Here is a 24858-nt window from a genome sequence, read left to right on the forward strand (position 1 = left end):
CGTTCTTTGGCAATCGACTTAAAGTGGGCAATGGGATCATCATATGATTTTTTCAGATCATCAAGGTAGCCCAATTTTTCAATGGTTTTTTGCTTAACCTTGCCGTCGGCGCGATAACCTTGGACGAAGGACAAATATATTTTGCCGTTGCTAATGCTTTGCTTGAGAAACATGTCAAACACCTCCACTTCCTTATATTATACCATAATCCACGATAATCCACAACATTAAAATCCAAAAATATTGACACAAAAATAGCCCGAAATATCTGGGCTAGAGAGGTGCTTTTTAGCTATTCAATTGCAAAACTACGGAGACCAGCCAATCGACGAGTAGTATTTGTTGAACGCACAAAGATTTTCATGAAACGGACAAAAAGATAAAAAATTCAATTTAATTGACAAAAAATATTGATGGTGTTATATTATTCAACAATAGAATATCTTAAATGCAATGATCAGAACTAAAAAAGTGAAATCTTTTTCCTACAGAGAGCCGTCGAGAGGTGGAAGACGGTGGAAAAAATTCATATTCTCTCCTCTGTGAGCAGCATGCTGAAAGGTAAGTAGGCAGGAGCCGGTTTTCTACCGTTAAAAGGAAGCATATTAGCTATTTCTGATATGACAGAGGCGGCTGAGTAATCAGCAAATGAAGTGGTAACGCGGAGAATCATTCTTCGTCTTCGACACGGTAATACGTGAAGAAGATGAAGAATTTTTTATTTTGTTCAAACTATATATTCCGTAAATTAAAGAATTTCGCAGGCGCAGGCGGATGGTGTATTGACAACGCTCCACCACTGGCGTTTGACTTCCGCTTTTGCCAACACCCCACCCGCCTGCAAAAATCTTTAGCACGTTGTATATATTTTAAGCACTGCTGCCATGCTGTTCCATGATCGCGACATGAGAAGGTAGGGCGCAGCCATAAAAAAGAAAGGAAGTTTCTGCTATTATGACAGGTTTAACATTATTGGGGATTGCATTAGTTGTTTGCGCAGCCGGCTATTTCATCTATGGCCGCTGGCTGACCAAAATATGGGGGATTGACCCTCAGGCCACAACACCGGCTTATCGTTTTGAAGATGGCAATGATTATGTTCCGTCTTCTAAGTTTACTGTTTTTGCTCATCAATTCTCTTCTATTACCGGTGCGGGCCCGGTAACCGGTCCGATTATCGCCGCCATGTTCGGCTGGCTGCCGGTCATGCTGTGGTTAATGGTTGGCGGCATTTTTTTTGGGGCTGTGCAGGATTTTACGGCCTTATATGCTTCGGTTAAAGATGAAGGCAAGTCGGTGGGGATGCTGATCGAAAAATACATCGGCAAAACCGGCAAAAGGATGTTTCTGCTCTTTTCCTGGCTGTTTACCTTATTGGTTATCGCTGCTTTTGCCGATATTGTGGCCAGCACATTTAATGGTTTTGCTGCCAATGGCACACTTGCCACACCCAATGCGGCAGCCGCCTCTATTTCTATGTTGTATATTGTTGTAGCTATTTTTTTCGGTTGGTTCTTAAAAAATCATCCGCTCTCCGAAAAGACTAAACTGGCAGTAGGGATTATCCTGATTCTCGGCATGCTGACGGCAGGAATTGCTTATCCGCTTTATTTTGATAAAACTACCTGGATTTATGTTGTTTTTGCTTATATGTTTATGGCGGCCATTTTGCCAATGTGGCTCTTAATGGAGCCGCGCGATTATTTAAGCTCGTTTTTACTGCTGGGGATGATCGCCAGTGGCGTTATTGGCGTTGTTTTTACCAATCCTACGATTGAGCTTCCTGCTTTTGTCGGGTTTGAGGTGAATGGCAAACCCTTGTTTCCGATTCTGTTTATAACCATCGCGTGCGGCGCCGTTTCCGGATTCCACAGCTTGGTATCTTCCGGCACTTCTTCTAAAACGATTTCCAATGAAAAAGATATGCTGTTTGTGGGCTACGGTTCTATGATGGTCGAGACCGTATTAGCAGTTGTTTCCTTGGTTGTGGTCGGCGCGGCCGCTACCGGCGGTGTCATGCCGAAGGGTACGCCTTTTCAGATATTCTCGGGTTCGGTGGCTAACTTTTTGTCCATGTTCGGTTTATCCCGTCATGTAGCAACCTGTGTAATTACTATGTGCGTTTCGGCCCTGGCTTTGACTACTCTGGATTCTGTCGGCCGGATTGGGCGGATGTGCTTTCAGGAGCTGTTTACCGATGCCACAACCGATCCGGCAAAAATGTCTCCTGTGCAGCGGGTGTTAACCAATAAGTATTTTGCGACGTTAATTACGCTGTTTTTTGGTTATTTGCTTTGCCTCGGCGGTTATATGAATGTTTGGCCGTTATTTGGCGCCGCTAATCAACTGTGCTCAGCCTTGGTTTTGATTGCGTTGGCTGTTTTCCTGAAAGTCACAGGGCGTCAGGGGAAAATGCTCTATATCCCGATGGGCTTCATGTTTGTCGTTACCCTGATTGCTTTGCTTATGTCAATTTACGGTATTGTCAATAAGATCATCTATACCGGCGGATTCTCTTTCCTGACAGATGGACTGCAGTTAGTGGTGGCTATCGCGCTGATTACGCTGGCACTTCTGATTGCGTCCAACAGTGTTAGAAAACTATTTGACTCCTGTGACGGAACACCTGCCCAGGCGGAAAAATTATAGAAGTAACTAAAGTAAGCCGTCCCGGCAAATAGTTTGTCGGGCGGCTTCTTTGTTTTGAGAAAGAACTGTGCATTTTTAAATGATGAACCTGTAACGATAGGATTCTTATATATAAGACAACAATCTTCATTTTTTTTAAAATTTCGATAGAAAGTGATTTAAAAAGATGATATATTTATCGGAGTGGTGCTAAAAAGAAAGGAAATCGATACGATTTTCATTTTATTTTCATAATAGGATGTTATAATAAACTGTTTTACAATTGGATGTTTTTGATTACATAGTATGAGGAGTAGTGCGATGAGGTTGAATAAGCAGTTTTTCGGCCGGTTTTCCGCGGCTGCTGCCCTGGGGGCAGTATGGTTCATTATCGATATGCTGCTGCGGGGACGGCTGGCCATGTTCTCACATAATCAGATTATGGCGACACCTTGGGAAATGATTAAGGTCTTTACGATTGGCGGCATCTATGATATCGCAGTTATCGGCCAGGCCTTACTGCCCTTGCTCATTTTTCTAGCGTTGGTTCCACGTCGCTTTTTTGCCGGTGCCGGCAATAAGGTTGTAGTGACCGGCCTGATTTGGCTGGCAACAGCAATCATACTGTTATTAACGGTCACAGAGTACTATTTTTGGGATGAGTTCCAGGCCCGGTTCAATTTTATTGCTGTTGATTATCTTGTTTATACGCAAGAGGTCGCGGGCATGATTTCAGAGGGGTATCCGCTTAAAAAGCTATTTATTGGGATTGGCCTGGGAGCCAGTATTCTGACTTATATTATCAGAAGAAAAGGTATATGTTGGAATACGACACTTTCCTTCAAACGGCGGCTGGGGATAGTAGCCGCAACGCTGTTATTTCCGGTTATTGTATTTTTCTCACTTAGCGGCAACCTGAAGAACGTCAGTAGCAATATTATCAATAACGAATTGGCCGGTAACGGCATCTATGAATTTTTGTCGGCTTTCCGCAACAACGAACTTGATTATGTCCGCTATTATAAGACCATTTCGAATGATGAGCTTATGCCGGAGCTTAGACAGCTTTTGCAGGAAGCCAACAGTCAATATGAAAGCAACGATCCGGCCGATTTCACGAAAATAATCACAACTGCCGGTCCGGAAAAGCATCCGAATATTGTTTTTATAACCGTGGAAAGTCTCAGCTCTGATTATCTTGGAGTGTTTGGCAATACCAAGGGGCTGACGCCTAATTTGGATAAACTGGCTCAGGAATCCCTGTTTTTTACGAATGTATATGCTACCGGAACCAGAACGGTACGGGGCTTGGAGGCCCTTACGCTGTCGATTCCGCCGACTCCCGGACAATCGATTGTGCGGCGTCCTGATAATGATGATTTGTTTACGTTAGGTTCGGTTCTAAACAGCCGCAATTATAAAAGCTGGTTTATTTACGGCGGCTATGGGTATTTTGATAATATGAATGATTTTTATCAAAAAAATAATTACCAGGTTCTTGACCGTACCAGCATTCCTAAAGAAAAAATTATGACGGAAACAATATGGGGAGTGGCGGATGAGGTTATTTTCGGCGAGGCGGTCGAAAATCTTGATCAGGCGTATGCCAAGGGTGAAAAAGTATTTCAAATGATTATGACTACTTCGAATCACCGGCCCTATATTTACCCGGACGGGAGGATTGACAAACCTTCACCTAATCGTGACGGGGCCGTTAAGTACACGGACTGGGCGATTGGCAATTTTTTGGCAGAAGCCAAGAAACACCCCTGGTTTAATGATACCGTATTTGTCATTGTTGCCGACCACCAGGCTTCGAGCGCCGGCAAAACCGAAGTCCCGATCAAAAAATATCACATTCCGCTCTTTGTCTATGCGCCTAATTTGATTGCTCCGGGGCGGGTTGACCGGTTAATGAGCCAAATGGATGTTGCGCCAACTCTTTTGGGATTACTCAATTTCTCCTATACCTCAAAATTTATGGGTTATGATATAATGAAACTGCCGGCCGGCCGGGAACGTATTTTTATTAGCACCTATCAGAATATTGCTTATGCCAAGGGCGATCATCTGGTTATTTTAAAACCTAAAAATCAGGTTTCTTTTTATCAAATTAACTATCAGACAGGGGAATATCAGGAGCAGTCTCCAGACCCTGAGCTGCTCAAAGAGGCTATAACCTGGTACCAGGGGGCCAGCATGTTGTATAAAGAAGGCAAGTACCATTCGCTCCCCTGAGAGGCAGCTCACAGGTGGCCTTTTGGCTTGGGTGCTGCACATAAGGAGTGATGCCAATGACTTTTTTTCGGCAATACCGCGCTATTTTGGTGACGCTGGTGCTGTTTATTTTAAATCTGCTTATTATCCAATATACGAATTTTGATTTGTTTGTGCAGGACTATGCTTTTAATTTTCAGACCGGCAAATGGTTGTTGGAGGACGTTCATACCCACTATGGCTGGTTGTTGTATACCGGTATTAAAGTGCTCCTGACACTGTTTGCAATAACGCTTATCGTTCTGCTTGCCTTATCTTACAAAGCTTCATTTGCTTATCTGCAACGCTATCGCCGGCCTTTGGCCTGTGTAATTATCAGCATGATGTTTTGTCCACTCATTGTCAGTACGGGAAAACAGGTAACCAATGTGTATTGTCCGTATCAAATTGAACGCTATGGCGGTAAAATGCCTTATGTTAAGCCTTTATCTCCCTATCCTGCCGATTTTAAACAGGAGAAAAGGGGGCAGGGGTTCCCGGCCGGTCATGCTGCCGGCGGATTTGCCCTTTTTTCCTTGTTTTTTGTGTCCAGGCAGCTAAGGACCCGGCTTTTGCTGGGAGGTACCGGTTTGTCTGTCGGCATCTTTATGGCGGTATATCAAATTTTGCGTGGGCAGCATTATATTGGTGATACGCTGGTAACGGTGCTGGGATGTTTGCTGTTTAATTTAGTGCTCTTTCGCCTATTGCCGGCAGAGCAGCCAGTCATGACAGCCGGCGGGAAAGCGGCCGGCTATCGCGGATAAGATAGCTTCTTAACGAAATAAGGGCAAGATCAACTTTCAAAATTGATCTTGCCCTTATTTATGTATATGTGATTGATTAAATTTCAAATTGCCGAATGGTATTTTGAAGATCTTGCGCCATTTTGGCGAGGGCCTGACTTGAGGAAGCGATTTCTTCCATGGAGGCTGATTGTTCTTCGGTAGCCGCCGAAACGGTCTGCGCTTCCGCAACAGCAGATTTGCTGAATTCATCAATTTTTTGCACGGCAGTAACGATGGTCTGGCTAACGCCGGACATTTGTTCAATGGCGGCCGATATTTCTTTTACCTGGCTGGATACAGCGGTGACCATGGCGGCAATTTCGCTAAAGGTTTGCCCGGCAGTATTGACGGCGTCGGTTCCCGCCTGCACTTCGCGGGTACCTTCATTCATGGCGATCACGGCCTTATCCGTATCGGCTTTAATCTCTGTGATCAGCGTGCCGATTTGCTTGGCGGCTTCCTGAGACTGTTCGGCTAATTTCCGTACTTCTTCCGCCACAACGGCAAAGCCTCTTCCCTGTTCACCGGCCCGGGCGGCCTCAATCGCAGCATTCAGCGCCAACAGGTTTGTCTGGCCGGCGATGCCGGAAATGGTGTCGATAATCTGGCCGATTTCTTTGGAACGCTCGCCAAGTTTGGCAACAACGGTGGCGGAAGTATTGACTGTCTGTTCAATTTGATTCATTTGATTAACCGCCTGGTCAACCGACTTTTTGCCATCCTGTGCTTTGCCTGCAGCCATAGCGGACTGGGAGGACACCTGGGTCGCATTGGCGGCAATATTGCCAATGCTCGCCGCCATATCTTCAACCATGGTGCAGGTATCGCCGGCCGCGGCCCTTTGCTGTTCCGCGCCGCTGGTAACGTTGACAATCGAGGAAGCTACTTGGTTGGCCGCCTGCGCGGACTGGTCGGCATTTGCCGTAAACTGCTGGGAGGAAGCCGCAATCTGTTCTGCCGACTGGGCGACTTGGGTGATCAGCTTGCGGAAATTCGCATTCATATGGTTAAACGCGGCTGCCAGGCTGCCGATTTCATCTTTGCGTCCGGCAACATTATCATGAACAGCGACGGTTAATTTACCAGCTGCCATTTCATGCACGATTTGCTGCGTGTGGGCCAGGGGATTAATTAACGAACGAACTAACAATAAGGTAAAGCCGCACGCGATAAGTAATGAAATTATGCCGATGATTCCCTGCGTTCTCATTGCCTGGCTTACATCACTTTCATATTGGTGCTGCCGTTTGACGACCTCCGCATCAATGGCGTCATACCAGGCGCCTGTTCCGACTGTCCAACGATAAGGTTCAAAGAATTTGATATAGCCCCGTTTGGGCAGAGGATCGTTTTGACCCGGTTTCGGGAACCAATAATCGCTGAATCCGCCGCCGCCGTTTGCTTTGGCCGCGTTAAACAGATCCTGCAATACCAGATTGCCCTTAGCATCCTTAAAGTCCCAACGTGATTTGCCTTCAAAGTTTTTATTGCCTAGCAAGACTAAATTAAAGCCCTCGTACGTATCAATCCACAAATAATTGCCATTGTCATACCTGATTTCACGAACAATATCGGTCGCCTTTTTCTTAGCCTCCTGTTCGGTTAAGAGCCCCTTTTGCTGCTCTTTATAGATGGAGTCGATGATACTGACTGCGCCTTCGACCTGCAGCTTCAGACTTCTTTCAAACTGTTCCATCATAGTTTGGCGCATGACGGCTATGTTGGCTGCCGCATCCATTTTCATGCGGTATAAATTATACCCAACCAAAACAGTTACTACGAAAAAGCAGATCGAGCATATGGCCACAACTACTTTTGTACGTAGGCTATTCATTGATACACCTCCATGAATTGATGTTTTTTACATTATTTCTACAATATTCTGTATTTTCCCTTTATTTTTGTAACTTTTTGTTTTTTACAGAATAAATATTACTATTCTGTAACTAACTATTTTATGTAAAAAAGAAGAAAATCATCCGTGATATCATAAAAGGCTATTAAAAAAGCAGGCAAGGGAGGCTATAAGTCTCTCCTGCCTGTTTTTTGGCTGGCATTTTACATTTATTTTTCTGACATGTACGGATAATTGACGACTGTGCGGGGAACCAGTGTTTCCTTAATGGCGCGCTGGCTGATCCAACGATTGAGGTTAACGGCACTGCCGGCCTTATCATTGGTGCCGGACGCGCGGCTGCCGCCGAATGGTTGTTGGCCAACAACCGCACCGGTCGGTTTATCATTGATGTAGAAGTTGCCGGCGGCATGATCAAGTGCTTTGGCAATTTTGATGATGGCGGCTCTGTCCTGAGCGAATACGGCGCCGGTCAGCCCATAGACGGTTGCCGTGTCGCAAAGTTTTAATGTTTCATCCAATTGATCATCCGGGTATACATAAATGGTCATTACCGGTCCGAAGATTTCTTCCACCATCGTTTTGAAGGTGGGTTTTTTCGCCAGGATTACAGTAGGTTCTACAAAGTAGCCCACGCTGTCATCGCATTTACCGCCAATGATGATTTCGGCGTCAGCGGACTGCCGGGCATAATCAAGATAGCTTTTGATATTATTGAAGGATTTCTGGTCGATAACGGCATTCATCAAGTTGGTGAAGTCACGGACGTCGCCCATCTTAATTTTGCTGATTTCTTCTGTCAGGCGTCCTTTAAGCTTACCCCAGAGACTTTCCGGAATGTAAGCGCGGGATGCTGCCGAACATTTTTGTCCCTGGTACTCGAAAGCGCCAAGCACAATTGCGCAGGTCAGGGCTTCGATGTCTGCGGATTCATGCGCAAAAATAAAGTCTTTACCGCCGGTTTCGCCAACAAGCCGCGGGTAGGAAACATACTTACTGATATTTTCGCCGACTTGTTTCCAAATGCCATTGAATACGCCGGTAGAGCCGGTAAAGTGGAATCCGGCCATCTGCGGATGGCTGACAACAACTTTGCCGAAATCACTGCCTTTGCAGGGAACAAAGTTGATAACTCCGGCCGGCAGGCCGGCTTCTATCAGGATTTGCATGAAGTAGTAATTGGACAATACGGCAGTTGAGGAAGGTTTCCATAATACGGTGTTGCCAACCATTGCCGGGGCTGTGGGCAGGTTACCGCCAATCGAGGTAAAGTTGAACGGCGTGATGGCGGCAACGAAACCATCCAGCGGACGATACTCTACACGGTTCCAGACACCATCGGTGTTATTGGGCTGCTGTTTGTAAATTTCCTGGACATAGTACGGGTTAAACCGCAGAAAATCCGCTAATTCGCAGATAATGTCAATTTCCGCCTGAAATGGATTTTTGCTTTGTCCAAGCATACAGGAAGCCGCTAAGTTTGCCCTGTATTTTCCTGTCAACAAATCGGCAGCTTTTAAGAAGATGGTAGCACGATGTTCCCAGGGCATGTTTTCCCATTCTTTTTTGGCGGCTTCAGCGGCTTCAATCGCCATAAGCAGCTCTTTCTCGCCGGCTATATAATATTCACCAAGTATCTTTTGGTGATCATGCGGGCAAATGATCTTTCCTTTATTCGCAGTACGGATTTCCTTGCCGCCGATAATAAGCGGCACTTCTACCGGATTCGCTAGTTGTCTGTCCAGCTCCGCCTTTAAGGCAGCCCGTTCCGGTGATCCCGGCATATAGCCTTTTACAGGTTCATTTTCGGGAAACTTAATTTGATAATAGCCATTGCTCATGTTGATTATTCCTCCTTGTAACTTTTTTACCATCCGAGTTTGGTCATAAACAGTTTATGTTTATAGTTTGAGAACAACTATACCTTTTTTTCGGTAACTCATTTGTTTAGGCATAGCGATTTTTCTTAATTACACTATAAATGAGTTACGGTGAAATGACAAACGGGATTTTTTTTAGTGTTATATCAAAAAAACTGATACATCGCGGATGAGTGGTTTTTATTGCCTAGCAGCATTCTTAGTGCATGGGTATTATGGCGGGTATATATAAATTGAATTATTTAATAGAAAGCTTCAAATCTTTTGATGCTTCCCTATGGCAGGACTTTGTATTTTCATGGTAAATAAGTTAGGTGTATATACTAATATCTTTACAGAGAGGATGAACATAGTGGACTATAAATTCCTTTTAGAATCTATGCTGGAACATTTGGACGAAGGAATTATAGTGGTGGACAGAAATGCAAAGGTAACTTTTTATAATGAGCCGGCAACAAGTATAGCAGGTATTACCCAACAGAAGGCTATTGGTAAAAATATATTAGAGATCTTTCCCGATCTATCACCGGAAACCAGTACTTTTTACCAGGTACTGAGAAATAAGCAGCCGATTATTGATCATGTTCAGTCGTATATGAATTATCAGGGGCGGAGAGTGTCCACCCTGACCTCAACGATCCCTCTGATCGAACAGGGGGAGATCATCGGTGCCCTTGAGATTTATCGGGATTTAACCCAAGTCAAAGAACTATCGGAAAAAATTATAAATTTGCAGTCAGAGTTATTTAAGAAAAAAAGCAATGAGAAGCCCTATCGAGGCAATGGTGTCGTGTATACGTTTGATGACATTATCGGCAATAGTACCGCAATTAGGAGAATAAAAGAACAAGCCAGGAAAATTGTGGACAGCAGTTCTCCCGTATTAGTGTACGGAGAAACCGGGACAGGCAAAGAAGTTCTGGTGCAGGCTATTCATAGTGCAAGCAGCAAGCGGAGAAATAAGCCTTTTATTGCGCAAAATTGTGCCGCGCTGCCGACTACGCTGTTGGACAGTATCCTGTTTGGCACGACAGCAGGGAGTTTTACCGGCGCGAAGGATAGACCGGGACTGTTTGAACTTGCCGACGGGGGCACGCTTTTTCTAGATGAAATTAACTCCATGGATATGGAATTGCAAGGCAAGTTGCTGCGCGTTCTGCAGGACGGCATTGTTCGGCGGGTCGGCGGCATTAGCACGGTGCATGTCGATGTAAGAATCATAGCCTGCACCAATGAGCACCCTGCCGCAATTGTCGAGAAGCATATTTTACGGAGAGATTTGTATTATCGGTTGAACGTTATCGCCTTGAACCTTCCGCCGCTCCGGGAAAGAAAAGAGGATATTGCGCCGCTTACCGCTTTCTTCATTAACCTCTATAATGAAAAAGTGCAGAAAAACGTGGAAACAATTACGCCGGCTGCTTTAAATGTTTTACAGACGTATCCCTGGCCGGGCAACATCCGGGAGTTGAAATGTACAATTGAGAGTATGATGAACTTTGTTGAGGGCAACAGACTGGATATCCAGGATATCCCTGCCCATATTATTCATTCTGCCGACATAGCCCAACCAAAAGCGGAGGATACGTCGGAAGGTCTGCCGGTTGCCTCGCTGGTGGAAAATCTAAATGCGTATGAGAAAAAATTAATTCGCAAGGCTATCAGGCAGGCTAACGGCAATGGCGCCAAAGCGGCACGAATACTGAATATTCCACGTCAAACCCTGCATAACAAAATCAAGAAGTATAATATTGATTGGCAGGTTGTCGTAAATAATAATTTTTCGTAATTTGTTATTAATGCAAAACGTCCCATAAACGGTACATTGCCGTAAGACAATGTACCGTTTATGGGACGTTTTAAAAATTTTCTTAATATAACAAATGGTCAGAAAAGCACGGGCTTGCTGGATTTGTTGCGAGTAAGCAATATTTGGCAGGTTTTTTGCAATATAGTATGGCAAACAGGTTAAACCAAGTAACAATTTTATATGTAAACAATAAGGTACGATTAGTGGGTGATTATTTGGCTACAGGTATGGTGTTCAATGTTCAAAAGTATTCCATTCATGATGGTCCGGGTATCCGCACCACGATTTTTTTTAAAGGCTGTCCGTTAGCCTGTTGGTGGTGCCACAACCCTGAAAGTCTGGCGGCAAAACAGGAAATCGTTTATTGGCAGGATAAATGTATTGGCTGTGGAGACTGTGTAAAAAGTTGTCCGCATGCGGCAATTGCATTTTCCGGTCATGGTTTAACCAGAAATCCGGAAAAATGCACTTTGTGTGAAAGTTGTGTGGACGCCTGCCCTACCGGTGCAATGGAGAGAGTTGGACAGATAAGAACCGCAGACGATGTTATGCAGGAAATCGAGAAAGACAGCATTTTTTATGAAGAATCCGGCGGCGGGGTTACGTTTTCAGGTGGGGAAGCCTTACGGCAGATAGAATTTCTGGAAGCGTTACTTGTGGCATGTAAAGCCAGGCGGATTCATACAGCTCTGGATACATCCGGTTACGCATCCTGGGATTCCCTGGCGCGGATAGCGGGCAATGTAGATTTGTTTCTCTATGATATTAAGCTTATGGACGAAGTAAAGCATAGAAAATACACAGGGGTATCCAATCAATTAATCTTGGAGAATCTTAAAAAGCTTGCAGCCACCCAGAGTAACATCTGGATTCGTGTGCCTGTTATCCCGGGCATTAATGACGATGAGGACAACCTGAAAAGCATGGGTGAGTTGCTAACGTCGCTGAACCTGCGGGATGTTTATCTATTGCCTTATCACAATATTGCTATGGGCAAATATGACAGGCTGGGGAAACCGTATCCGTTAGCTGATCTGCCATCGCTTGCCGATCAACAAATGGATGCCGTTACACAAATCCTGAAAGCATTTGGCTTACATATAAATATAGGAGGATGATAACAAAATGACGACAGGGATTAATGTTAACGACAGAATCGCAAAATTAAGGGAGCAGAGCCTGAATACGGTTCCGCGCTTATCCATTGAAAGAGCTAGGTTGGTAACAGAAGCGTATCAAAAACATGCCGGCAAGGTTTCTGTGCCGGTGCTAAGGGCGCTAACGTTCAAGCATCTGATGGAAAACAAGACGATCTGCATCAATGAGGGGGAGTTGATTGTCGGGGAGCGGGGAACCGGTCCGCAGGAGACACCGACGTATCCGGAATTATGCTGTCATACGGTTGAAGATTTTGATGTTATCGATAAACGCGATAAAATTTTTTTTCGCGTCGATGAGGAAACCAAACATATTCAAAAAGAAGAGATTATCCCATTCTGGCGTGGCAAAGCCATACGTGACCTAATGTTCGCGCAAATGACACCGGCCTGGAAAGACTGCTATGAAGCCGGAATTTATACCGAGTTTATGGAACAACGCTCGCCGGGGCATACGGTTGCGGGCGGCAATATTTATCAAAACGGCTTCCTGGACTTTAAAAAGAAGATTGAAAAAAGGCTGCAAACGCTGGATTTCCAACAGGATCCAGAGGCCTATGACAAGCAAGAGGAATTGACGGCCATGGCGATTTGCTGTGACGCAATCATTACGTTTGCCCACCGTCATGCAGCCATGGCCAAAGAGTTGGCCGGCAAAGAAGAAAGTCCGGTGAGAAAGCGGGAACTGGAAGAAATTGCGGAAATTTGCAGTCATGTTCCGGCCTATGCGCCAAGAACTTTCCGGGAAGCTTTGCAGATGTACTGGTTTGTCCATCTGGGCGTCATTACAGAGTTAAATACATGGGATTCTTTCTGCCCCGGCAAACTGGATATTCATTTATATCCGTTTTATGAACGGGAAACCAAGGCCGGTACCCTGACACGGGAAGCGGCGAAAGAATTGCTAAAATGTTTTTGGGTAAAAGTCAATAATCAGCCCGCGCCGCCCAAGGTGGGCATAACTCTGCAGGAGAGTGCCACTTATACGGATTTTTGCAATATTAATATTGGCGGTATCAAGCCGGACGGCACCAACGGCGTCAATGAAGTATCTTATTTGCTGTTAGATGTTGTTCAGGAGATGAGAATCCTGCAGCCCAGCACCAATGTGCAGGTCAGCAGGAAGAATCCCGACCAGTTTGTGATCAGAGCGGCTGAGGTTATCCGGGAAGGAATGGGTTTTCCCTCCGTATTCAATACCGACGCCGTACTGGAAGAACTGCTCCGCCAGGGAAAAAGCCTGGAAGACGCCCGCGGCGGCGGCACCAGCGGCTGTGTGGAGGTTGGCTGCTTCGGTAAAGAGGCCTATATTTTAACAGGGTATTTCAATCTTGTAAAAATTTTAGAGATTACCTTGCATAATGGCATTGATCCGCAAACAGGCAAAAAGATCGGCCTGGAAACAGGCGATGCAACCCAATTCGGTTCTTTGGACGAACTGCTGGCGGCATTTAAGCAACAAGTCAAACATTTTGCCGATATTAAGATCAGAGGCAATAACGTTATTGAAAGATTGTATGCCAAGTATATGCCTGCTCCTTTTATGTCAATCATTATTGAGGATTGCATCGAAAATGCCAGGGATTATAATGCCGGTGGGGCCAGGTACAACTCCCGCTATATCCAAGGCGTTGGTATCGGCAGTATTACTGATTGCCTATCGGCAATTAACTATCATGTGTATGATAATAAGAATATTTCCATGGCTGAATTGCTGGCTGTATTACAGGCCGACTTTGAGGGGCATGAAAAAGAGCGTCAGTTGTTTTTGAACAAAACGCCGAAATACGGTAATGACGACGACTACGCGGACCGTATTATGCTAAAAGTCTTCGAAATTTTCCATGAAGTTGTCAATGGCCGTAAAACGCCGAATGGCGGGACTTATCGAATCGAGATGCTGCCGACTACCTGCCATGTGTATTTTGGGGCAGTCATTGGCGCCATGCCGGATGGCAGGAAGGCCGGGCGTCCTTTGTCCGAAGGTATTTCCCCCGTGCAGGGCGCGGATAAACACGGACCTACGGCGGTTATTAAATCGGCGGCCAAAATGGATCAGTTAAGAACCGGCGGAGCGTTATTGAACCAGAAATTTACACCTCAGGTAGTCCAAGGGGAAACCGGTTTAAGAAATCTCAAGGATTTGATTCGCGCCTATTTCAAAATGGACGGTCACCATATTCAATTTAATATCGTTGATGCCGCTACCTTACGGGATGCGCAAAAAAGTCCGGAAAAGTATACCAATCTGATTGTGCGGGTTGCCGGTTACAGCGATTACTTCAATAATCTTACAAAGGCCTTACAGGACGAAATCATCGAACGGACAGAACATGCTGGTTTTTAGGGCAATCTTTACGGTCTGTCCGGGAATTGACCGGATGTAGCTAGAATCTCCGTAAGCTGTGCAGTCAGGGGTGAGGTATATGTTTTCTCTGAGTGGCCCTGGCTGCATGGTGGCAGGAGAGGCCAAATCTGCTCGCGGTTTGGTAGGTTATGCAATTCTAAGTATTCAAAAAAATAAGGAGGAGTAACTGTATGAGTGAGGACGTTAAAAGTCCGGGCCTTTTTAGTCAACCACGAGCATTTAGCATTATTTTCTTTCTGGAGATTTGGGAACGCTGGGGTTATTACGGGTTACAGTCGGTATTAGCCGTATTTTTTGTCAAAAGTTTGGGTATGTCTGATGCGGAATCTTTTGTAGTTTTTGGCGCTTTTAGTTCAATGGTATATGGCTTTGTTGCCATTGGCGGCTATGTGGGCGATAAGGTTTTGGGAACTCAGCGTACCGTTATTTTAGGAGCTTTAACCTTGATGATCGGTTATGTGCTGATGGCTATAGCCGGTGCGAATAAACAGATTGTCTTTGCCGCCCTTGCTTTTGTGGCTGTGGGTTGCGGCCTGTTCAAAGCCAATCCGGGCAGCCTGATGTCGAAGATGTATGCGCAGGATGATTCCCGGCTGGATGGGGCCTTTACGTTATACTATATGGCTGTCAATATCGGCTCATTTTTTTCCATGCTGTTTGTACCGATTATTGGTGGGAAATACGGATTGAGTGTTGGTTTTTATCTTTGTGCTATTGGCTTAATTCTGGCAATCGTGACATTTGTTTTCTTCCGGCATTTACTTAAAGGGGTAGACTCACCGGTAGGGCTGCAGCCGCTGAATTATACAAAATTCGCCGTGGTTATTGCGAGTTTGGCTGTATTAATTGCCGCCTCGACCTGGATGCTCAGCAACCTGACAGTAGCCCACTGGATACTGTTTTTCGTTGTTGTGACTGTTTTTTTAATCATATTTAAAGAAATCTTTAAAAGCCAGGGGATTGAGCGCAGCAAAATGATTGTTGCCGTTGTTTTGATGGCCGAGGCGGTTGTGTTCTTCACTCTTTTCCAGCAAGTATTCACTTCCCTGAACTTTTTTGCCATTAAGAATGTCGAGCATGTCTTTTTGGGGATGGAGGTTCAAAACCCTGAAGTGTTCCAGTCCTTAAGCCCGTTCTGGGTTTTGGCGGTGAGTCCGGTACTGGCCTTTCTCTATAATTATTACGGCAATCAGGGCCGGGATTTATCAATGCCGGCTAAGTTCGCGACAGGTATGTCCTTTTGTGCTGCCAGCTTTTTGATTTTAGCGGCTGCCGCCCGTTATTTTGCTAATTCTGAGGCCCTTGTTTCTCCCTGGTGGCTGGTGCTTGCTTATTTGCTCATCAGTATTGGCGAACTGTTAATCAGTGGCCTGGGGTTGTCGATGATTTCCAAACTGATGCCTCAGCATATGATTGGGTTTACCATGGGGGCTTACTTTTTGACTACCGCGATTTCCGGGGTTACAGGCGGCTGGGTAGCAACTTTGACGGCTGCACCGCAAGGGGTTACGGATCCTGTGCAAACCTTATCAATTTATTCCCAGGTATTTTTACAAATTGGCGGTATGAGTGCCGCTGCGGCGGCTTTGATGTTTCTAGGAGTAGCGTCGTTGCGTCGCATGATTCATGGTGACGGGGATGTATCCAGTACGGAAATGTCAGAAAATGCCTGAGTTATTGATTGCTATATATTCCGCATTAAAGAATACGGCCGGCGCAGGCGGGCGGTGTATAAGAATTTTGTTTTTAAAAATAAAATACAAAGAGGTGACTTGGCATAATGAGCAGTCGGGAAAACGTAGTTGCAGTTGATTTTTTACAGGATAAAAGATTCTTAGGGCATCCCAAAGGAATGGGGACTACGTCCTTTATGGCACTGGCGCAGGCGTTTGGCAACTATGGCATGAGCGCTATTCTAATCTACTATTTATATGCTACGGCGGCAAAAGGGGGACTGGATTTTAGCCAGGCCAACGCCGCACAGTTTGTTAGTATCTATGGCTCATTGTCATTTATCGCCGGCATTGTCGGCGGCTATGTGGCTGACCGCCTTATTGGCATTCGCAAGGCTTTATATATTAACTTTGCAGTAAAGACCCTTGGTTACCTTATGCTGGCATATCCGGGTGGACCGGTGTTGTACTTTGCCAGTCAGTGCTGCCTTTTGGTGGCGTCGATGTGCGCAGGCACCAGCCTGTATGCTTTAGCCGGTAAGCTTTACAGCAAAAGCGACGGCCGGCGGGACAGCGGGTTCAGCATTATGTATATAATGAACAATGTAGGTGCCGTTGCCCCTGTAATTACCGGCACCATCGCCCTATTGCTGAATTATCATGCCGGCTTTTTGTTTGCGGCGGGCGTTCAGTGCCTCGGTCTTATCGTCTATATGTTGACTGCTAACAAAGTATTTGGCACCGCTGGCTTGGAACCGGATGATCCTGCTCCGGCCGATAAGCGGACAGGATTTATTTTAAGAATAGTGGCCGTTATCGTGCTGTTGGTAGCCGTTATCGGCGGCCTGTTTGCCAGCGGTATTCTGACCCCGACCTTATTTTGCAACAGCGTGAGCGCTATCAGTATCTTTATTCCCATGTGTTATTTATACATCATCATTACCAGCAAAAAGACTTCCCGGGAAGAAGCAAGACGCATCGGCCCGTTTATCGGGATATTTATCTGCAACTGTTTTGCCCAGATGATTTGGTGGCAGTCTACTTCTATTCTGGCCATCTATGCGGCCGAGCGCGTAGACCTCAATTTTATGGGAATCACGCTGACGCCGGCCTCTTTTCAGACGATACCGGCAGTCATGGCCGTCATCTTTGGCAGCGTGTGCAGCTGGCTGTGGATAAAAATGGGCAACAGACAGCCATCTACTCCGTTGAAATTCGGTATTGGTACAATTTTTTGGGGATTAGGCCCGCTATTTATGGTTATTCCGTTTCTTCTCTACGCGGCGGATGTTAAAGTAAGTCCCCTATGGCTGATTATATTCTACGCCCTGATTATCTGGGGCGAGGCATTGACATCGCCGGTTGGTATGGCTGCCGCCAGTGCCGTAGCTCCCAAGGCATTTACTGCGCAAATGATGACTGTATGGCAGCTGAGTCAGTCTACCGGGGCCGGATTAAGCTCATTGGCGGTTAATTTCTATCATGTTGGTCAAGAAGCTCAGTATTTTACGGGGATTGGTTTGGCGACCTGCTTTGTGGGGCTTTTGCTTTGGATTTTCGATAAAAAGGCAACTGCTATTCTTACCGGTTCAAACGCTCAAGCTTCCTAATTAGTTTTGTTTAATTTTTTCAAAATTTACGATATGAGGAGGAAGTCACATGATTATTTTAGCGCGAAATCTGATTACCGGCGATGGTGCTACCTTGCTGAAAGATGGCGCAGTCGTGGTGGACAAGGGGAAAATCCGGGATGTGGGACCGGCCCGGGAAGTCGTAGGCCGGTATCCGGGCGAAAGCGTAGTGGATTACGGCGACGCCACAATTCTTCCCGGTTTGTTCGATATGCATGTCCATTTGGGCTATTATTACAGCCAGCCTGATCTGGCTAATTATGATGATTTTCTTATCGCCTACTATGCGGCCAAGCAGGCCGAAATTGCCCTTACTCTGGGGATAACCACCGTTAGGGATCTTAGTTCACCCCATAACCTCTGCAAACAACTCCGGCTGGCCGGGGAAAAAGGGTATGTTGCGGTGCCGCGGATTATTCATACCGATGCCGGTATTTGCATGAGCGGTGGGCACGGCCATACCGATGGGATTGAACAGGTGGATGGGGCGGATAATATTCGTGCTGCCATTCGCCGTCAACGCCGGGATGGAGCTGACTGGATTAAGTTATTGACCAGCCACCGTTCCAATATCCCGGAATTTACGCAGGAGGAACTGGAGGCGGCAGTGGATGAATGCCATCGCCGCAATATCAAAACGGCTGTGCACGCCGGTACGCAGCCGTCGATTGAAATGTGTATCAATGCGGGTTTTGACACCATTGAGCATGGGACATTCATGACCGTAGAGCAGGCCGAAAAAATGGCCCAAAAGGGGCAGGCCTGGACACCGACCATCACCGCCTACACGTATCTGTACGAGTATTGCCTGAAAATTAAAGAAGAGGGCGGGGATCTGTCTAATCCGGTCGCCGCGGCCGCAGCCCGTGATTGTGACTATTTTGGGCCTGCCGCCTTCGCCTACCGGGACAATTTCAAAAAACTATATGACACGGGTGTTACGGTACTGGCCGGAAGTGATATGGTTCTCTATGGGGCGCCGCCGCTGCCAATTAACCGGGAACTGGCTTATATGGTGGAGTATGGGATCACGCCGCTGGAGGCCATCCGTACGGCAACTGCTAATCCTGCCAGGGTGCTCGGCTTGGACGGGGTCACAGGTCAATTGGTCAAGGGACTGGAAGCCGATGTTTTGGTTGTTGAGGGTGATGCCGCCAAGGATATCACTGCCCTCAATCATGTCAAATGCGTCTATCTTGGCGGTAAAATAGTATATCAGCGTTAATACAAAAAAGGAGATTTCTACTATGGAAAAACAATTGCTTGCTTATATGGAAAAGGCGGGACTGGACGGATTTTTCATCGCAGCGAGAGAAAATGTGCGTTATATCAGCGGCTTTACAGGCGCCGATTCGTACCTTTTGCTTACCAGGGAAAAATGCTATTTTATCACTGATCTCCGCTATACCGAACAGGCTGGAATCGAATGTCCGGCTTATGAGCAATATGTTTGGCGGACACCGGGCAAAACGATAGGTGATGCCCTTAATTATCTTGCGGAAAAACATAATCTTAAAGCGATCGGCTTTGAAGGCGGCACAATAAGTTACGACCAGTACCATGATTTCAGCAAGAATGTTCGGGCTGAACTTGTTCCGGCTACCGGTGTTATTGAAAAAATGCGCTCCATCAAAACTCCGCAGGAAATTGAGTATCTGCGGGCCGCTTGTGAAATTGCCTGTCGTGCTTTTTCCCGGATAGTGAAAGATATCAGGGTGGGAGTTACTGAAAAAGAGCTTGCGGCCAAGCTGTCTATGTATATGGTTGTGGAAGGGGCGGATACGCAGCCCTATGGCAATATCCTGATTTCAGGGGCCAGGACTTCCCTATTGCATGGTATTCCGTCAAACAAAGCAGTTGAGTACGGCGATTTGGTACTCATGGATTTTGGCTGCCAGTTTAACGGCTATATGTCGGATATGACCAGAACGGTGGTTGTTGGTAAGCCCAGTGCCAAGCAGCGGGAAGTATATGAATTAGAAAAACGGATGCTCGAAGATTCGCTGGCCGCGATGAAAGCCGGTGTGCCGCTGCGCGATGTGTATAAGGAATCTGTCAGGGCTATTGAGGGCACTGAATATTACGGTTATCATTACACCGGAATCGGCCATGGCATTGGTCTTTTTGTCCACGAAATTCCCTTTATGAGTCCGAACAGCGACGAGGTTTTAGCAGCAGGCAATGTTCGTACCATTGAACCGGGGATTTATATTCCCAACTGGGGCGGTATTCGCATAGAAGATCAAATTCTCATTACGGCTGACGGCTATGAAAATATGATCAGTACTACGCATGACCTGATAGAGCTGTAGGTTGCTATGCCTGGCCAACTATGGGTGACTATGCCTGGCAGGCTTATAATTTGTGTTAGGGCGAACCTAATTTATTCTGAGACTGATCCGCTTCTAAGACTCTCATCTGCTAAAAGTGAGAGTTATACCCTAAAGGGCACAGGCGAGCGGCTAAGTCCCTGGATAAGGGTGACTAACTTTCAGATGGGGTTAAAACCCCACCTGAAGCTAAGTCTGCTTTATCTGGGAGATGGTCAAGGAGTGTTCACACCATAAACTGACAGAATTATCTTAATAATATTGATATGGAGAAGGGGATTCAGTGAAAAAATGAGAAAAAGGTTAATTTCGCTTATCGTTTCCGTATTTATTCTGGGTATTGTCGGTACTGCGTTTGCCGCTAGTCCTTTTGTTAAGGTCCCTGCCGGGCATTGGGCCTATGATTCCATAGCGAAATTGGCTCAGGCCGGTATTGTGGACAGCTATGACGACAGTACTTCCCACGGTAAGAAAACGCTGACTCGCTATGCCATGGCGATGATTGTGGCCGAAGCGATGGCGAATGCCGACAATGCCAATATAGAACAAAAAGCAGAAATTGAGAAATTAGCAACAGAGTTTAAAGATGAATTGGATCATCTCGGGGTTAATTCCAGTTCAACTATAGTAAAAAATAAGCCGGATAATAAACCGATTGTACCGAGTGTTTCCGGATATTACTATCTTCGTTATGAGCATGGCAAAAATCATGGTAACCCTGCTGCGGATTATCATACCTTAAAAAGTTCGCTAAGATTGAACGCTAAAACCCAAATCAACGATGATTGGACTCTTGGTGTAAGTTGGGAAAATTTCAAAAGTCTTTACAAGGATAAAGGTACCGGCGGTACTAATAACAGTAGCTGGGGATCTGCGGGATATCAAGGCGCTTTTGACGTGACCCGTGCCTATGTCACCGGGCCTGTGGCCGGCGCAATCATGACTGCCGGTAAATTTGATCATGTTTTTGGCTCCGGTATATTGTTTGATGATGTCGTCAGTGGTGTTAGATTTGACTTTGGTAAAGAATTGAAAACCAGGATCATTTATGCGGAAGCCGATGAAAATGTTCTTGGATGTACTACGGCGGGCAGTTATCTTTCGAAATATGCTAAAGCCGCCGCTGTTGATTTCAACTACGGTTTGAGTAAAGCTACCAGTATGGAGGCTTCCTATCAAAAATGGTATTCCAAGAGTGACGGGATTGACCCTATGCGGGTTTATGACGTAAATGTAACTACAAGGTTAAATAAGGATGTTACTTTATTTGGCACTTATGGACAAACTAGCGCTGATACAGCAAACAAGGCCTATGTCTTTGGTGTATCTTATAAACAATATGATAAGAAAGTACCCGGAACATATAATTTTATTCTTGACTATGAGGCTTTGCAGAAGAATTCCGTTATTTATACTACATATTGGGTTGGCGCAGGGATGAAAGGGTTGGTTTATCGCTTTACCTATGTTCCTGCCAAGAATATGCTGTTGTCTTTGCGCTACTATGATGCCAAATATTTTGCCGACAATGATGCAGTAGATTATCAGACTGCTGTCCCTGCCGGTAGTCGTACGAATTGGTTCCGCTGCGAATTGGATTACTATTTCTAGTAAACAAAAGGAATCCTTATACCATTAATCATCCTATTTAATGATAAGGGGGAATTTTTAATATGGAATATATTGGAAATATACTTAGCCTCTTAAATGGCTATGTTTGGTCATCAGCTATGTTGGTATTTGTTGTTGTATCAGGCGTATATTTTTCCATCAGACTCCGCCTTACCCAAGTCCGTAATTTAAAGGATATGGTGAGAAATCTGGTAAGTAACCAAAGCTCGGAAAGCGGCATCTCCACCTTCAATTCATTTTGGACTACCATGGCTGCCCGTGTTGGTGTCGGTAATATCGCCGGTGTGGCAGTGGCTGTTTATTTGGGAGGTCCGGGTACAATCTTCTGGATGTGGGTTACATCTATTTTGCTTGCCGCCATATCATTTGCAGAATGCTCACTGGGACAGTTATATAAAATTCGGGTTGATGGTGAGTACCGCGGCGGTGCATACTATTGTGCAGAAATAGGCTTGGGCTGGAAATGGTTTGGCAAGCTGTTTGCTATGGTCACGGTTGTGGGAATGTTATTCGGTATGCCTGGCATTCAGGCCAATATGATCGGCGAAGGCTTAAATCACAGCTTGGGGGTTTCCCCGTTGATGACCGGCATAGTTGGTGCAATATTTCTGGGCATCATCATCCTCGGTGGTATCAAACGTATCAGCAGCTTTGCTGGGGTTCTTGTTCCCATAAAGGTAGGTCTTTTTTTACTGTTGACGGCAGTTGTACTAATTGCTAATTATGATAGAATTCCGACCATGTTTAGTTGGATTTTTTTATCTGCATTTGATCAAGGCTCGGTATTCGGCGGGATGATGGGCAGTGCGGTTGCTATGGGTATTAGACGCTCCACCTTCGCATCCGGTGCCGGTATGGGTGAAGAAACTCCGGCTGCGGCTGCGGCTGAGGCGGCACATCCTGCCGGTCAGGGTTTGGCTAATTCCTTCGGTATCTATATGGACATCATAATATGTACCTGTTCAGGACTCATGATTCTGGTTACTGACTGCTTCAATACGGCTTCCGGCTATATCGGTTCCGGTTCTGTTAAAATGGCGGAATTAGCTGCTGCCGGTAAGAATGGTATCGTATTTCCCCAGGAGGCTGTTGGTACACTCATGCCTGGTCTGGGCGAATTCGTTATGGGTGTGGTGGTAGTATTGTTCGCTTTTACGACAATACTCAGCTATTATTATCAAGCTGAAACCGGTATGTCTTATATCTTAGGCAATGCCAGCGAGAGCACACGTAAAAATGTTTATTTGGTTATGAAGGTTATGGTACTAATGGTGTATATTTATTTTTCCACCACCACTTCGTCCGTTGCCTGGGCGGCAGCTGATCTGGCATGCGGTATGATGGTATGGCTGAATGTGTTAATGCTGTGGTTTTTGTTCCCGAAGGTCGTTGCTATACTGAATGACTATGAGGAACAACGTAAGAAAGATCAGGTACCCTTCTTTGATCCTGATAAGGTCGGTATTAAGAACGTAGATCTCTGGAAAGAAATTAACAAAGAAAAAATCACCGGTGCAAGACCGGAAAAACTTCAGCTAAATAGTACACCTTTTGCTGATTATCATAATGTATGAGTTGTTTCTAAAGGCAGCCCCTTCTATATATTCCGCATTAAAGAATACTGCAGGCGCAGGTGGGCGGTGCATTGACAACGCTCCACCACTGGCGTTTGACTTCCGCTTTTGCCAACACACCACCCGCCTGCATAAATCTTTAGCACGTTGTATATATCATTCGAAGTCGAGAAGATTATTTTCACGCAGCCAGGAGCGGACACATGTAAGAAATTTTTTAGCGGCAGGGGAAATGTGCTTCCAGGAGAGAGCCGCTATTCCCAGGACGCGGCAGTCGGCTTCTTTTATGTCGACGACACGCACACCCTCGGGGATATTGTCTAAAATTAATTCAGGCAGAATGCTGATACCCAAGCCGCGTTGCACCATGGCTAAAATGGTCCGTTCTTCCATTAATTCATATTTAATCTGTAAATTTAACTTATTTTCATTGAGAATGCGTTTGATATTATCGTCACTGCCCCACTGCGGCATGATGAAGGATTCTTCTTTGATTTGCGAATAAGAAATTGATCTTTGCCGGCTAAGTGGGTGAGTGGCCGGCAAGATGGCCATTAGCTTGTCCTTTTTTAAGGGAATGGTCTCAAAGGGTTTGGAGATGGGCAGCGATACAAAGCCAAAGTCTACCGTCCCGTTGGCAATCCAATCATTCATCTCATCATAGCAGCCTAAGTATGTTTTTACTTCAATATTGGGGTATATCTCGTTAAATTGCGCTAAAATGCCGGGCAGCCATTTTGTGGAGACACTGGACAATGTTCCGATGCGAACCGTTCCGATTTCAAAACCTTTAATTGCAGCTGCTTCTTGCCGCAGAAGATCTTCTTCATGTAAAATTCTGTGGACATGTTTAAGAATGCGTTCGCCGTTACTTGTTAGGCTAATTCCTGAACGATCACGCTTAAGTAGGGAAAATCCAAATTCTGATTCCAGTGTGGAAATGGCATAGCTGACTCCTGATTGGGTTAAATTGAGTTTTTCCGCGGCTTTGGTTAGGCTGCCAACTTCAACAATCGTACTGAATATTTCATATTTTGAAAGTGACAAAATAACCAACTCCTTATCAAGTGTCTATTATATAGTTACACTATACTATAGGGAAGTCATTTATGTCACTTAAATTTTATAACTAGTGTTAAGAAAAAACTGCCACCGTGAGGTGGCAGTTTGGTCTAGTGGTTATTGATTCAAGGTAAATAAGTATTGCCGGCTTAATCGATATAAAAGCACGTAACTTAGGAAAGTGTTATGGTCCGTAATATGGTCGATGCGAGGA

At 45.5% G+C, this 24858-nt stretch carries 15 protein-coding genes and 1 other annotated feature; of the genes, 12 read left to right on the forward strand and 3 right to left on the reverse strand.

The features are described 5' to 3' along the window. Positions 1 to 444 precede the first annotated feature (444 nt). Positions 445 to 687 (forward strand) — a binding site (T-box leader). 267 nt (positions 688 to 954) lie between these two features. The 3 genes from BLR65_RS11310 to BLR65_RS11320 all read left to right on the forward strand — a co-directional run bounded on the left by BLR65_RS11310 (position 955) and on the right by BLR65_RS11320 (position 5651). After that, on the forward strand, positions 955 to 2649 hold the full coding sequence (locus BLR65_RS11310; protein WP_093794298.1) for a carbon starvation CstA family protein: 1695 nt from the start codon (positions 955 to 957) through the stop codon (positions 2647 to 2649). 300 nt (positions 2650 to 2949) lie between these two features. Continuing rightward, positions 2950 to 4866 carry an LTA synthase family protein gene (locus BLR65_RS11315; protein ID WP_169716768.1) on the forward strand — a complete coding sequence of 639 codons (1917 nt, stop codon included), beginning with the start codon at positions 2950 to 2952 and terminating at the stop codon, positions 4864 to 4866. Between the two features lie 56 nt (positions 4867 to 4922). After that, complete coding sequence (locus BLR65_RS11320) at positions 4923 to 5651, forward strand: phosphatase PAP2 family protein (protein WP_169716769.1); 729 nt, start codon at positions 4923 to 4925, stop codon at positions 5649 to 5651. A gap of 76 nt (positions 5652 to 5727) precedes the next feature. Here BLR65_RS11320 and BLR65_RS11325 read toward each other — a convergent pair whose 3' ends face one another. Together BLR65_RS11325 and pruA are read right to left on the reverse strand one after the other, a co-directional pair. Beyond that, complete coding sequence (locus BLR65_RS11325; RefSeq protein WP_093794301.1) at positions 5728 to 7506, reverse strand: methyl-accepting chemotaxis protein; 1779 nt, start codon at positions 7504 to 7506, stop codon at positions 5728 to 5730. A gap of 230 nt (positions 7507 to 7736) precedes the next feature. After that, a complete protein-coding gene (pruA, locus tag BLR65_RS11330; protein ID WP_093794302.1) occupies positions 7737 to 9368 on the reverse strand; it encodes an L-glutamate gamma-semialdehyde dehydrogenase in 1632 nt (543 codons plus the stop codon). Positions 9369 to 9759: 391 nt separating this feature from the next. On the opposite strand from pruA, the gene BLR65_RS11335 reads away from it, so the two are divergent. From BLR65_RS11335 to BLR65_RS11375, 9 genes are all read left to right on the forward strand, one after another. Then, entirely contained in the window at positions 9760 to 11196 is a 1437-nt protein-coding gene (locus BLR65_RS11335; RefSeq protein WP_211285090.1) for a sigma-54 interaction domain-containing protein, read from the forward strand. 167 nt (positions 11197 to 11363) lie between these two features. Beyond that, a complete protein-coding gene (locus BLR65_RS11340) occupies positions 11364 to 12335 on the forward strand; it encodes a glycyl-radical enzyme activating protein (protein ID WP_211285091.1) in 972 nt (323 codons plus the stop codon). 7 nt (positions 12336 to 12342) lie between these two features. After that, positions 12343 to 14721 carry a trans-4-hydroxy-L-proline dehydratase gene (gene hypD / locus BLR65_RS11345; RefSeq protein WP_093794303.1) on the forward strand — a complete coding sequence of 793 codons (2379 nt, stop codon included), beginning with the start codon at positions 12343 to 12345 and terminating at the stop codon, positions 14719 to 14721. Between the two features lie 191 nt (positions 14722 to 14912). After that, complete coding sequence (locus BLR65_RS11350; RefSeq protein WP_093794304.1) at positions 14913 to 16415, forward strand: oligopeptide:H+ symporter; 1503 nt, start codon at positions 14913 to 14915, stop codon at positions 16413 to 16415. Between the two features lie 107 nt (positions 16416 to 16522). Beyond that, on the forward strand, positions 16523 to 18025 hold the full coding sequence (locus BLR65_RS11355) for a peptide MFS transporter (RefSeq protein WP_093794305.1): 1503 nt from the start codon (positions 16523 to 16525) through the stop codon (positions 18023 to 18025). Between the two features lie 49 nt (positions 18026 to 18074). Further along, positions 18075 to 19271 (forward strand): amidohydrolase family protein, encoded by a 1197-nt coding sequence (locus tag BLR65_RS11360; protein WP_093794306.1) that lies wholly within the window; start codon positions 18075 to 18077, stop codon positions 19269 to 19271. A 22-nt stretch (positions 19272 to 19293) separates the two neighbouring features. Continuing rightward, complete coding sequence (locus BLR65_RS11365) at positions 19294 to 20358, forward strand: M24 family metallopeptidase (RefSeq protein ID WP_176772734.1); 1065 nt, start codon at positions 19294 to 19296, stop codon at positions 20356 to 20358. Positions 20359 to 20667: 309 nt separating this feature from the next. After that, positions 20668 to 21987 (forward strand): hypothetical protein, encoded by a 1320-nt coding sequence (locus tag BLR65_RS11370; RefSeq protein WP_093794308.1) that lies wholly within the window; start codon positions 20668 to 20670, stop codon positions 21985 to 21987. A gap of 62 nt (positions 21988 to 22049) precedes the next feature. After that, positions 22050 to 23582, forward strand: coding sequence for an alanine/glycine:cation symporter family protein (locus BLR65_RS11375; RefSeq protein WP_093794309.1), 1533 nt, complete (start codon positions 22050 to 22052; stop codon positions 23580 to 23582). Between the two features lie 156 nt (positions 23583 to 23738). Here BLR65_RS11375 and BLR65_RS11380 read toward each other — a convergent pair whose 3' ends face one another. After that, positions 23739 to 24629, reverse strand: coding sequence for a LysR family transcriptional regulator (locus BLR65_RS11380; RefSeq protein WP_093794310.1), 891 nt, complete (start codon positions 24627 to 24629; stop codon positions 23739 to 23741). Positions 24630 to 24858: the final 229 nt, after the last annotated feature.

Source organism: Sporomusa acidovorans, from assembly GCF_900101845.1.
GTDB lineage: Bacteria > Bacillota > Negativicutes > Sporomusales > Sporomusaceae > Sporomusa > Sporomusa acidovorans.